11 protein-coding genes and 1 pseudogene are annotated in these 12,551 nt (G+C 68.6%); 8 read left to right on the top strand and 4 right to left on the bottom strand.

Annotation, left to right across the window (positions count from 1 at the left end):
* Window positions 1–146 precede the first annotated feature (146 nt).
* Window positions 147–1,076 (top strand): BRO-N domain-containing protein, encoded by a 930-nt coding sequence (locus tag G9272_RS23090; protein ID WP_171398329.1) that lies wholly within the window; start codon window positions 147–149, stop codon window positions 1,074–1,076.
* A gap of 90 nt (window positions 1,077–1,166) precedes the next feature.
* Here the strand turns inward: G9272_RS23090 and G9272_RS23085 are convergent, their stop codons facing one another.
* A complete protein-coding gene (locus G9272_RS23085) occupies window positions 1,167–2,138 on the bottom strand; it encodes a pirin family protein (protein WP_171398328.1) in 972 nt (323 codons plus the stop codon).
* A 278-nt stretch (window positions 2,139–2,416) separates the two neighbouring features.
* Window positions 2,417–2,899: an SseB family protein gene (locus G9272_RS23080; RefSeq protein ID WP_028806966.1), complete on the bottom strand. Its 483-nt coding sequence runs from the start codon at window positions 2,897–2,899 to the stop codon at window positions 2,417–2,419.
* A 207-nt stretch (window positions 2,900–3,106) separates the two neighbouring features.
* On the opposite strand from G9272_RS23080, the gene G9272_RS23075 reads away from it, so the two are divergent.
* The 6 genes from G9272_RS23075 to G9272_RS23050 all read left to right on the top strand — a co-directional run bounded on the left by G9272_RS23075 (window position 3,107) and on the right by G9272_RS23050 (window position 10,561).
* A complete protein-coding gene (locus tag G9272_RS23075; RefSeq protein ID WP_171398327.1) occupies window positions 3,107–4,948 on the top strand; it encodes an acyl-CoA dehydrogenase in 1,842 nt (613 codons plus the stop codon).
* A 120-nt stretch (window positions 4,949–5,068) separates the two neighbouring features.
* Window positions 5,069–6,391, top strand: coding sequence for a M18 family aminopeptidase (locus G9272_RS23070; protein ID WP_171398326.1), 1,323 nt, complete (start codon window positions 5,069–5,071; stop codon window positions 6,389–6,391).
* A gap of 93 nt (window positions 6,392–6,484) precedes the next feature.
* Entirely contained in the window at window positions 6,485–6,733 is a 249-nt protein-coding gene (locus G9272_RS23065; RefSeq protein WP_054242050.1) for a DUF6458 family protein, read from the top strand.
* An 83-nt stretch (window positions 6,734–6,816) separates the two neighbouring features.
* On the top strand, window positions 6,817–7,161 hold the full coding sequence (locus G9272_RS23060) for a hypothetical protein (RefSeq protein WP_171398325.1): 345 nt from the start codon (window positions 6,817–6,819) through the stop codon (window positions 7,159–7,161).
* 162 nt (window positions 7,162–7,323) lie between these two features.
* The gene (locus tag G9272_RS23055; RefSeq protein WP_171398324.1) at window positions 7,324–8,040 is read left to right on the top strand and encodes a hypothetical protein; all 717 of its coding nucleotides are present in this window, start codon (window positions 7,324–7,326) and stop codon (window positions 8,038–8,040) included.
* Window positions 8,041–8,200: 160 nt separating this feature from the next.
* Window positions 8,201–10,561 (top strand): hypothetical protein, encoded by a 2,361-nt coding sequence (locus tag G9272_RS23050; protein ID WP_171398323.1) that lies wholly within the window; start codon window positions 8,201–8,203, stop codon window positions 10,559–10,561.
* Between the two features lie 27 nt (window positions 10,562–10,588).
* On the opposite strand, the pseudogene G9272_RS23045 reads toward G9272_RS23050, so the two are convergent.
* Window positions 10,589–10,921 (bottom strand): annotated as a pseudogene (locus G9272_RS23045) (hypothetical protein); the annotation flags it as partial.
* A 116-nt stretch (window positions 10,922–11,037) separates the two neighbouring features.
* On the opposite strand from G9272_RS23045, the gene G9272_RS23040 reads away from it, so the two are divergent.
* Complete coding sequence (locus G9272_RS23040) at window positions 11,038–11,532, top strand: LURP-one-related/scramblase family protein (protein WP_171398322.1); 495 nt, start codon at window positions 11,038–11,040, stop codon at window positions 11,530–11,532.
* Between the two features lie 36 nt (window positions 11,533–11,568).
* Here G9272_RS23040 and G9272_RS23035 read toward each other — a convergent pair whose 3' ends face one another.
* A complete protein-coding gene (locus G9272_RS23035; RefSeq protein ID WP_171398321.1) occupies window positions 11,569–12,396 on the bottom strand; it encodes a carbon-nitrogen family hydrolase in 828 nt (275 codons plus the stop codon).
* Between the last annotated feature and the right edge of the window lie 155 nt (window positions 12,397–12,551).

Genomic DNA, 12,551 nt, shown 5'->3' with positions numbered 1-12,551 from the left:
GATTGTCCTGACCTGACGGGCCGCCCGGGTGACGGCACGTGACCCGGACTCAGAATCGAACGTCCGCTCCTAAAGGGTGAACATCCTTGCCAACGAGGCCAGTTGCGGTGGCATATGCCTATTTTTCGTGGCGGAGGTGATGCTCGATGTACGAGCAGAACAACACACAGCCGCCGGACCGGTCGGCGGCACAGCAGGACGCGATCGACATCAACGACTTCGTGTTCGCGGCGACGGGGGCGCGGGTACGGAGGCTGACCACGCCGGGCGGGGAACACTGGTTCCCGGCCGTGGACGTGGCGGCTCAACTCGGCTACGCCAACACCCGGGACGCATTGCGTCAGAGTGTTGCGGAACAACACACAACATCCCTCGACGATCTTGCACGAAGCGTCGGTACGGCCGACGCTTCGTGCAACATTGCAGGTCACAGGCTCAAGAAGTCCATGAAGATGGTGAATCTCCAGGGACTCATCCAGCTCGTGAACGGATGCACCAAGCCGGAGGCCCAGCCCTTCAAAACCTGGGTCGCCGGTGTCATCGCCACTCTCCAGCGCGACGGCTCCTACTCCCTGGAACCGGCCCCCGTACAACCCGCTCCCGCCGTCGGTACCGCGTACGTCATGCCCGAGCAGGTCGTCGAGGCCATCGTGCGGCTCGAGGAGCGCAACCTGTACGCGGACGAGATGCTGGCAGCCGCCGCAGGGGAGCGCAACGACCTGCTTCGGCAGATCACGGACAGTCAGAACAGGATGGCCGACGCGCTGAGGGACATCGCCGAAGCCCTCAGGCGGCCCAGCCACAGCGCCCCTGCGCCTGGACTGACTGCCCAGCAGCTTCTCGACACGTGGAAGAAGAGGCACCTCCTCGTCACAGATGACGTGCACACAGTCGCCGCCGTCCTCGCCCCGGCACTGGCGCGTGGTGAGGCCCGCTACCACGTCGAGGAGATCGCCGCCCGGACCGGTATGTCGCAGGATCGCGTCCACGACTGCCTGCGCATGCTGCTGAAGCGCGGCTGTATGCGGCAGACCGGGTGTTCCGCTGACGGAGCGCCCGTCTACGTGCTGCCGTAGTCAGGTGACATGAGACAGGCCCGAAGTCGCAAACCAACGTTGCGGCTTCGGGCCTTGTCACACCGTATCGGTTTTCGGCGGGCCGGAGGGCTAGATGCCCTCGGCCGTCATCCCGTGCACCGCCGGAATCGTGCCCAGCCGGCCCTTCTGGAAGTCGTCGAAGGCCTGCTGGAGCTCGTCCTTGGTGTTCATCACGAACGGGCCGTAGTGGGCCATCGGCTCACGGATCGGCTGCCCGCCCAACAGCACGACCTCCAGGTCAGGCGTGTGCGAGTCCTGCTTCTCGTCCGCGCGGACCGTCAGCGAGGAACCCGCGCCGAAGACCGCCGTCTGGCCCAGGTGGATCGGCCGACGCTCGGCGCCGACCGAACCGCGCCCTGCCATGACGTACGCGAGACCGTTGAAGTCCTCACGCCACGGAAGAGTGAGTTCCGCGCCCGGCGCGAGGGTCGCGTGGACCATCGTGATCGGGGTGTGGGTGATACCGGGTCCGGCGTGGCCGTCCAGCTCGCCCGCGATGACACGCAGCAGCGCGCCGCCGTCCGGGCTGGTCAGGAGCTGTACGTGGCCGCCGCGGATGTCCTGGTACCGCGGCGCCATCATCTTGTCCCTGGCCGGCAGGTTCACCCACAGCTGGAGGCCGTGGAAGAGACCGCCGGACATGACGAGCGACTCCGGCGGCGCCTCGATGTGGAGGAGGCCCGAGCCGGCCGTCATCCACTGGGTGTCGCCGTTGGTGATGGTGCCGCCGCCGCCCTGGCTGTCCTGGTGGTCGAAGATCCCGTCGATGATGTAGGTGACGGTCTCGAAGCCGCGGTGCGGGTGCCAGGGGGTGCCCTTCGGCTCGCCCGGCGCGTATTCCACCTCGCCCATCTGGTCCATCATGATGAACGGGTCGAGGTGGCGGTAGTTGATCCCGGCGAACGCACGGCGTACCGGGAAGCCCTCACCCTCGAAACCGCTGGGCGCGGTCGTGACGGTGAGGACGGGACGTGCGACCGCGTCGGCCGATGCCGTGACGCGCGGCAGGGTCAGCGGGTTCTCGACGGTCACTGCGGGCATGTCCGTACCTCCTTGGGCGACGTGCGTCCCAGTTTAGTTGAGCGTTGAACTTTCTGCCACCCATAACGAAGGAAGGCCGGAGGACATTCCCGTGGAGAGGTGATCACGCAGAGCCGGTGGCGCGGGGGAACCCTATGGCATGGCTGTGAAGGGCATGAGGCATCCGCCGGACGCCCCAGGATCAGCCAGGAAGAGGAAGGGGAGAGGGGAAGGAGGAGGACGAGGAGAGAGCAGGAGCGAGCAGGAGAGAAGGGGAGAGAGGCGGGCGAGGGGAACCCTCAGCCGTACATCCGCCGCATCGCGAACTCGACCATCTGCTCGACCGCCTTCGCGTCGAACACCATCCGGTGCTCACCCTCCATGTCGAGGACGAAGCCGTACCCGGTGGGCAGCAGGTCGATCATCTCGGAGCCGGTGATCACGAAGTACTTGGACTCCTTGCCCGCGTACCGGCGCAGCTCCTTGAGCGAGGTGAACATCGGGATCACCGGCTGCTGGGTGTTGTGCAGCGCGAGGAAACCGGGGTTGTCGCCGCGCGGGCAGTAGACCTTGGAGGTCGCGAAGACCTGCTGGAAGTCCTCCGCGGCCAGCTGCCCGGTGGTGAAGGCCCGCACCGCGTCCGCGAGGGACGGCGGGGACGGCTCCGGGTAGAGCGGCGGCTGCTGACCGTACCCGCCGTGGCCGCCGGGCATCTGCTGCTGCGGCGGGGCGTACTGCTGCTGTGCAGCACCGCCGTCCATGGGCTGGCCGTATCCGTACATGGGCGCAAGCGTACCGAGCGCGCCCGTCGGGCGGGGCGGTACGGGGGCCCCTTCCGAGGCGTACGGGACGCGTCACGCGTCACAGATGGCCGGTTCGGGGTTGCGACTTATTACCGACGGGTAGCATCATCGGTAGCTACTTGTTGGTACGTGAACTAGCGCGAGGATCCAAGTCCCTCGCCGATCTCTCTTTACGGAGCCGTCGCCATGGGGCACTACAAGTCGAATCTCCGCGACATCGAGTTCAACCTCTTCGAGGTGCTCGGGCGCGACAAGCTGTACGGCACCGGCCCGTTCGGGGAGATGGACACCGAGACCGCGAAGAGCATCCTCGAGGAGCTGACCCGCCTCGCGGAGAACGAGCTGGCGGAGTCCTTCACGGACGCCGACCGCAACCCGCCGGTCTTCGACCCCGAGACCAACACCGCGCCGGTCCCCGCGTCCTTCAAGAAGAGCTACCAGGCCTTCATGGACTCCGAGTACTGGCGTCTGGGCCTGCCCGAGGAGATCGGCGGCACCACCGCCCCGCCGTCCCTGATCTGGGCGTACGCGGAGCTGATCCTCGGCGCCAACCCGGCCGTGTGGATGTACTCCTCCGGCCCGGCCTTCGCCGGCATCCTCTTCGACGAGGGCAACGACGTCCAGAAGAAGATCGCGCAGATCGCCGTCGACCGGCAGTGGGGCTCCACCATGGTCCTCACCGAGCCGGACGCCGGCTCGGACGTGGGCGCCGGGCGTACCAAGGCGGTCCAGCAGGAGGACGGCTCCTGGCACATCGAGGGCGTGAAGCGCTTCATCACGTCCGGTGAGCACGACATGTCGGAGAACATCCTCCACTACGTGCTGGCCCGTCCCGAGGGCGCCGGTCCCGGCACCAAGGGCCTGTCCCTCTTCATGGTCCCGAAGACGCTCTTCGACTTCGAGACCGGTGAGCTGGGCGAGCGCAACGGCGTCTACGCCACCAACGTCGAGCACAAGATGGGCCTGAAGGCCTCCAACACCTGCGAGATGACGTTCGGCGACCGGCACCCCGCCAAGGGCTGGCTGATCGGCGACAAGCACGACGGCATCCGCCAGATGTTCCGCATCATCGAGTTCGCCCGCATGATGGTCGGCACGAAGGCGATCTCCACGCTCTCCACCGGCTACCTCAACGCCCTGGAGTACGCCAAGGAGCGCGTCCAGGGTCCCGACCTGGCGAACTTCATGGACAAGGCCGCGCCGAAGGTCACCATCACCCACCACCCCGACGTGCGCCGCTCGCTGATCACACAGAAGGCGTACGCGGAGGGCATGCGCGCCCTCGTCCTCTACACGGCCTCCGTCCAGGACGCGATCGCCGTGAAGGAGGCGAACGGCGAGGACGCGAAGACGGAGCACGCGCTCAACGACCTGCTCCTGCCGATCGTCAAGGGCTACGGCTCCGAGAAGGGCTACGAGCAGCTCGCCCAGTCGCTCCAGACCTTCGGCGGCTCCGGGTTCCTCCAGGAGTACCCGATCGAGCAGTACATCCGCGACGCCAAGATCGACACCCTGTACGAGGGCACCACGGCGATCCAGGGCCAGGACTTCTTCTTCCGGAAGATCGTCCGCAACCAGGGCGCCGCGCTGAACTCCCTCGCCGAGGACATCAAGAAGTTCCTGGCGCTGGGCACCGGCGGCGAGGAGCTGGCCGGCGCCCGCGAGCACCTGGCCAAGGCGGCCGTCGAGCTGGAGGCCATCGTCGGCCTGATGCTGACCGACCTCGCGGCCACCGAGCAGGACGTCAAGAACATCTACAAGGTGGGCCTGAACACCACCCGCCTGCTGCTCGCCTCCGGTGACGTCATCGTCGGCTACCTGCTCCTCAAGGGTGCCGCGATCGCCGCCGAGAAGCTCGAGTCGGCCGCCACCAAGGCCGTCTCCGCGAAGGACGTGGCGTTCTACACCGGCAAGATCGCGGCGGCGAAGTTCTTCGCGGCCGACGTCCTGCCGGGCGTCACCCTGGCCCGCAAGATCGCCGCGGGCGTCGAGCTCGACCTGATGGAGCTGGACGAGGCCGCCTTCTAGCACTCAGAGGCCGCGTTCCAGGACGCATCCGCACAACCGCGCGACACTCCACATTGTCCTCACGAGGGCCCGCTCCCCATCACCGGGAGCGGGCTCTCGTACGTCGTTAAGGTGAACCCCATGAGCGCACCCTCCCGCTTCGACCGCGGCCACACCGACGACCTCATGACGTTCCTGACGGCGAGCCCGTCGCCGTACCACGCCGTGGCGAACGCGGCCGAGCGCCTGGAGAAGGCCGGGTTCAGGCAGGTCTCGGAGACGGACGCCTGGGACGCGGAGACCTCGGCGGCCTCCGCGGCGGGGAGCGGTGGCAGGTACGTGCTGCGCGGCGGCGCGATCGTGGCCTGGTACGTGCCCGAGGGCGCCGCGCCGCACACGCCGTTCCGGATCATCGGCGCGCACACCGACTCCCCGAACCTGCGCGTCAAGCCGCTGCCCGACACCGGGGCGCACGGCTGGCGCCAGGTGGCCGTGGAGATCTACGGCGGTCCGCTGCTCAACTCCTGGCTCGACCGCGACCTGGGCCTGGCGGGCCGGCTGACCCTGCGGGACGGCTCGACGCGCCTGGTCGACATCGGCCGCCCACTGCTGCGGGTCCCCCAACTCGCCATCCACCTGGACCGGGCGGTCAACACCGACGGCCTCAAGCTCGACAAGCAGCGCCACCTCCAGCCCGTCTGGGGCCTGGCGAACGACGTGCGCGACGGCGACCTGATCGCCTTCCTGGAGCAGGAGGCCGGGCTGGCCGCGGGCCAGGTCACCGGCTGGGACCTGATGGCGCACTCCGTGGAGCCGCCCGCCTATCTGGGCCGCGACGAGGAGCTGGTGGCCGGTCCCCGGATGGACAACCTGCTCTCCGTGCACGCAGGTACGGCCGCGCTGACGGCCGTGGCGACCGGCGGCGAGGGACTGCCGTACATCCCGGTGCTGGCCGCCTTCGACCACGAGGAGAACGGCTCGCAGTCGGACACCGGCGCGGACGGGCCGCTGCTGGGCAGCGTGCTGGAGCGTTCGGTGTTCGCGCGCGGAGGGTCGTACGAGGACCGGGCGAGAGCCTTCGCGGGCACCGTCTGTCTGTCCTCCGACACCGGTCACGCCGTCCACCCCAACTACGCGGAGCGGCACGACCCCACGCATCACCCGCGGGTCAACGGCGGCCCGATCCTCAAGGTCAACGTCAACAACCGCTACGCGACCGACGGTTCGGGCCGGGCGATCTTCGCCGCCGCCTGCGAGAAGGCGGGCGTGCCGTTCCAGAACTTCGTCTCCAACAACTCCATGCCCTGCGGCACGACCATCGGCCCGATCACCGCCGCCCGGCACGGTATCCGCACGGTCGACATCGGCGTGGCCATCCTGTCGATGCACAGCGCACGGGAGTTGTGCGGCGACGCCGACCCGTACCTGCTGGCCAACGCGCTGGTGGCGTTCCTGGAGGGGTAGCAAGTCGGCCGCCGCGCATGGGAGTCGGGCCCCGGGGTACCCGGATCCGGTGGTGAACCGGAGTGGCCGGTACACCGGACAGGAGGCAACATCATGGGCCTCGGCGGATGCATCATCCTCATCGCCGTGGGAGCCATCCTCACGTTCGCGACGGACTGGGACATGCAGGGCGTCAATCTCGATCTGGTCGGCGTCATCCTGATGATCGTCGGACTGATCGGCGTGACGACGTTCAGCAGCATCGCCCGGCGCCGCCGGGTGATGGTGCCTCCGACCTCGACCACGGTGGTCGAGACGGAACGGCACCAACGCGACGGCTACAACGGCGGCTACGGCGTCTGAGCGGGTGCCCTTCCTGAACATGTGAAGGGCACCTCGCTCGAAGGCTCCTCACCTCAGCAACTAACTCAGTAATCTACTGAGTTATGAACTTCACCGTTATCGCTCACGCCGTAGAGGTGGACCACGGCATCAAGCGCCTCTCGATGCGCTTCATCAAGAAGTACGCCGCGCCGGAACGCTCCCGGCTGAGCACCGAGCTGTGCGAGCAGATCACTGAGGCGTTCGACGACCTGGGGCTCATCACGCTGCCCCGGCGGCTGCCGACCTCGGAGAACGAGTTCGTGTTCGTGATCGCGAAGGCCAGCCCCCTCGGCCAGGTGATCGACGTCGCGACGTCGCTGGTCCTCCTCGACCGGCTGGGGCAGAACCCCTTGCCCCGGCTCTTCGAGAACTACCCCGAGGCAAGGGCCCAGTTGACCGTGAACTGAACGGAACCAGTCACTCCGGCCCGTAATACGCGAAACGAATTGAAAGAGGGGGGCGCAAGCGACTACGGTCACTTTCTGCGCGAGACGATTCCCACGCGACGCGCCGAGCCCGCGTTGCGCTGGAGCTCCATCACAGTCTGTTGCTGCGCAATGGAGTACGTCATGGATGCTGACGAGAATCGATCTATTAAATTCGCGAACGCGAATTTGCATAATGCGCTCTACCTGGGAGTCCTGTCGGGAGACCGCGACGTGAGCGTCGTCGGCTGGCTGCGAACCACCCCGGACGCCCTGTCCAAGGCGGCTGCCGCCTGGGGCGAGTTCCGTCAGGGTCTGCATGCGGATCCTGCCCTGAACATCCGGCCCCACGACCGCCTCCGCGCCAGGAAGCTCGCCGCCGGTCAGGGCAGGTCACGCGGCACATCAGGCAGGCCCGGTCCCAGCAAGGCCGAGAAGTGGAGCTACCGCTACGTCCTGCGGCGCGGCATCGACGTGATCGCCGCACTGCCCGGCACCACGGTCGGCACCGCCTGTGGACATGGCCTCCACGCCACGGCAACGACCGATGCCCTGCTCAAGACGCTCGCGCGGCGTCAAGCGGTCGAAGAAACCACCGCGCTCGCGGTGATCCGTATGAGCAGCGCCGTCACGGCCTACCACCGGCTCACTCCCGGCCTGGAACCCACTTCCCTGGACGCCCTCCCGTACGGGACGGCCGAGGTCGACTCCCTTCTGGAACCTGCCGAGTTCGTGGCCTACTGCGCCTACCGGCACTGGGCGCGGCTGCACAACCGCCGCCTCCTGCCCAACTGGTTCCCGGAGCTCCTGCCCGGAGCCGATGGCCCCCTCGAATTCGGATCCGAGGCCGCTTCGCGCTAGGCGCCTTCGCGTTCTGATCCCAAGGCACGTTCGAGCAAGGTCCCTTCCAGCAAAGCCCCTTCGCGTTGTGATCTACGGCACCGGACCGGCCGCTGCCCCGGTTCGCCGGCCGGTCCGGTGTCCAGTTTCTTCATTTCTCCCCGTGCTCCGGAGGCCCCGTATGCCCCTGCATTCACCCCGCTCCCTCACTGTCCAGTGGGGTTCGGACTCCGTCCTGGTGTCCAACATCGAACCCACGCTGCCAGGCAGCCCCGGGGAGCGGGACATCGCCAAGGTCGTCGAAGCCGGCAACGCCAATCCGGCGACTCCGCTGCCGGACGCCGCCTGGCAGGCTGTCGCGCGCTCCACCACCGGACCCGACGGACTGGCCGTCCAGCTCCGCTCCACCGAAGAGGAGCCCAACGGACTGCTGATGGTGGAGAACGTCGAGGGCGCGACCCTGCGTTCCGTTGTCACCCGCGTCCGGCTGAACGAGATGCTGCCGGGCATCCAGCCTCGCACCGGCATGGAGGTCATGGAGATCGCCGACCCCCAGGTCCAGGGGATCACCAGCGAGGGCCGCCCCTGCGCGGTCATCGGATACCGGTACAAGGACCTTCAGCACCTGCGGGACCACATGTGGCAGACCATCCACGGCACGCTGTCCCTCAACAGCTACGCGGCTTCCATCCTCGCCCGCGGTGTCACCCGCAACGTGATCACCCACCCCGTCGAGATCACCTTCGAGGACGGCACCGACCCCCTGTATTCCCTCGTCGTACGCGATGGCATCACCCGCATGGCGAGCTCCTGGGCCGTACTCGCCGGCCCGGGCGCGGAGCCCGCCGAGGCCGCGACCCTCGCCGTGGACTCCCTGTTGGGGAAACCGGGCGCCGCGCCGACGACCGGTAGCAGCCCGCTCGGCGAGCGGCTCGCCGCGAGCAGGGAGCGGTGGCGTCAAGGACTCCGAGAAGAGTTCGCCCAGGAAATGGCCGCCCCCGAACCAGGGGTGCGTGCCGCCCAGATCGCCCAGACCTTCGTCCTGCCCGCCCAGATCGCCGTCGGGGCCGAAGGGCACCCGGACCACCTGCTCGCCTCCGAGGACATCTTCGACGACGCGATCCGCTCCGTACTGGCCTCGGTGCACGTCGAGTTCAAGCAGTGGGACACGGCGGCCCAGAACGTCGAGGTCGCCACCCGTGCGCTGAAGCGAGTGATCCAGCTGGGCGACGCGCAGGTACGCAAAAGCGACCTCCAGGTCGTCTACGGTCTGGCCGTGGGACGGATCACCGTGGAGGAACTGCCACAGGTGTTCGCGGGGGACCCACCCGGCACCGCACTGTGGCGCGGTGTCTACCTCGTGCACGCGCTGAGCCGGCCAGAGCTACTGGAACGCCTGAAGGACCAGGCCAAGGCCATCAAGGGCGGCAGGCGCATGGGACTCAAGGGCTTCGCGGAACTCCTCGGCCCGCTGATCGACCTCCCTTGGCGCTCGCGCAAGAAACTGGTCACGGCCCAGGCCCGCAACGCCTGGAACAACGGCGGCGTCCTCACCGCCGACGTGGTCGGGGAGTGGGAGCCCCACCCCACCGGCGACTTCACCAGCCTGGTGGCCCCCGCTCTGGCCGGTGACATCGATGCCCGCTGCACCCTCGCCGTGGCGGGCGGCATGGCGTTGATCGCGGACAAGCTCCTCACCCGCAACGTCGGATCGGCGCTGAGCGCTCCCCGGGAGAAGGGCGGCGTCCCGTTCCGCGCCGATGTCAGCCTGGTCATCGAGGGTCTCTCCGAGGAAGGCAACGAGCTGGGGCTGTGGACCCTCGCTCTGGCGGCGGACCGCTTCCGCAGCGATGACCTGCCCGAAAACGCGGTCACCATGCGCCAGCTGACCCGCAAGGAGAAGTCACAGGACGGAACTGACACGCCGTACGTCCATTTCAAGGTCGACCTGGAGGCCGAGGACAAGATCGCTCGCGACGCCGACGGGGTGCCGGTGACGCTGCACCAGTGGGACGTGGTCTGGGCTTCAGATCCGGCCCGCGCCCTCAAGGCGCACCCGCCGAGGACCGTCGTTGTCCCGCAGCAGTACGTCCCCGTTCCGCCGGAACCGGGCGCCACGGGCACAAGCACGGGCCCGGGCGCTGGGGTGGCCGCCACTGAGGGAACCGGGACAGAACAGACCGACGCGGCGGACCACGGCAGCGATACCGATCAGGCGGATTCGACGCGGTCACCGTGGGGCGCGGTCCCACCACCGCTGCTCTCCCGGCCTGCCAGCCAGCGCGCCGCGGACCACCGGCACGTGTTGCGGCAGAGTGTGACGGCGGCCCGGGACGCGCTCGACCATCTGCACGCCCTGGAACCAGAGGTCGGCGGGCACACCCCCATCGTCCCCCTGTCCGTCCTCGACGAACTGCACGAGCTGCTCATCGGCCTCCAGACGGATGTGGAGAACCTCCGCCGGAGGACCGTCCGGGGCGGCGAGCCGTCCGCCGAAGGTGAAGAGACGGACGAGGAATCGCAGGAGGCTGCGGGGGTGTGAGCCGGGGCGAATTCTGGCCGCGTCCCGCTACTTCTCGTCCAGTCCGGCCAGGACCAACGGCAACCGGTCCGCCCCGCCCTCGGTGAGGCGGACCGGAACACCCCAGTCCTGCTGGTGGACATGGCAGGCGGGGTACTCTCCCCCGGTCTTCGACCGGGAGATGCCCCCAGCCGGATCGTCGTCGCACGAGGCGGCCATCGCGAAGATGTGCAGCACGCCCTCCGGGACCGCCGGGTCGAGTTCCAGTGTGCGGGAGAGGTCCGTGCCCGCGCCCTCGCCCGTGTTCAGCCAACCGCCCTTGCCGATCAGCTCGGGGGCGCGGACGCGGACGCGGCGGGGAGTCGGGGCCGGGGCGGAGTCGGGCATGCCCCAAGAGTGCCACCGGCCACCGACAGTCCCGCCGGCACGTGCCCCGGACTCGGCCCATCGGCCTACCGGCGGCGTTTCGGACCGGCCGCCGGGGAAGTCGTGACCGCATGAGATTCCTCGTACGCGACCGGCTCCTCGGCTTCGGTGACGACTACTGGATCGAGGACGACCACGGCAACAAGGTGTACCTCGTCGACGGCAAGGCGATGCGGCTGCGGGACACCTTCGAGCTGAAGGACACCCATGGGCGGGTCCTGATCGACATCCACCAGAAGATGTTCGCCCTGCGGGACACGATGGTGATCGAACGGGACGGCGAGCCGCTGGCCACGATCCGGCGCAAGCGGCTGTCGCTGCTGCGCAACCACTACCGGGTGGCCCTGGCGGACGGCCGCACCGAACTCGACGTCAGCGGCAAGATCCTCGACCGGGAGTTCGCGGTCGAGTACGACGGCGAACTGCTGGCCGTCGTCTCCCGGCGGTGGCTGCACGTGCGGGAGACGTACGGCGTCGACGTCGTACGGGAGGACGCGGATCCGGCGCTGCTGATCGCGGTGGCGGTGTGCGTGATCCACCTCGCCGACAAGGAACGCGAGGACTAGGACCGGTCAGGGCCTACCAGGGCTTACCAGGGCCGACTAGGGCTGTCGGCGTTCGGGAGTGCGCAGGCCGAGTACCCGGTCCTTCAGGGCCGGGAACTGCTCCCGGGTCGTGGCGACCCTGGACGGGTCGAACTCGACCGTCAGGACCTCCTCGCCGGAACCCGCCTCCGCCAGCACCTCGCCCCACGGATCCACCACGATCGAGTGACCCGCCTGCGGAACTCCGGCATGCGTCCCGGCCGTTCCACACGCGAGCACGAACGCCTGGTTCTCGACCGCCCGCGCCCGGGCCAGCAGCGTCCAGTGCGCCCGGCGGCGCTCCGGCCAGCCCGCGGGGATCACGAGGGTCTCGGCGCCGGCGTCGACGAGACCGCGGAAGAGTTCGGGGAAACGGAGGTCGTAGCAGGTGGCGACACCGACGGTCGTCCCGGGGAGGCGGACCGTCACCAGCTCCTCGCCCGCGCCCATCAGCACGGCCTCGCCCTTGTCGAAGCCGAAGCGGTGGATCTTGCGGTAGGCGGCGGCCAGCTCACCGGAGGGGGAGAAGACGAGAGACGTGTTGTAGAGGGGGCCCTCGCCCGCGGCGGAGTCGCCGGACGGAGCCCGCTCCGGGATCGAGCCCGCGTGCAGCCACACGCCCGCGTCGCTCGCGGCCTTGGCCATCGCCTCGTACGTCGGCCCTTCCAGGGGCTCGGCCTCGCTGCCGAACTCCTCGTAGGCGAACGCTCCGGTCGTCCACAGCTCGGGCAGCACCACGAGGTCGGCGGCACCCGCCTGTTCCCGCACCAGCGCGGCGACCCGCACCCGGCGCGATTCGACCGATTCGCCCTCTTCTACGGCGATCTGGATCAGAGAGGCGCGCACACTACCACCGTCCTGGCATTCGAGTCGTCCACACGGGCCTACGATCGTCACACGAAAGCACTGCCGGGGTGCCTCACAGCAGCGTAACTTAGCGTTCCGAGACACCCGCCGACACCGCCACCTCCCGCTGGCAACGCCGCCACAACCCACCCGAG

It is taken from the genome of Streptomyces asoensis (assembly GCF_013085465.1).
In the GTDB taxonomy this organism is placed as follows: domain Bacteria; phylum Actinomycetota; class Actinomycetes; order Streptomycetales; family Streptomycetaceae; genus Streptomyces; species Streptomyces cacaoi_A.
The sequence above is the reverse complement of the archived record's forward strand: the minus strand, read 5'-3'. Positions and strand labels throughout refer to the sequence as shown.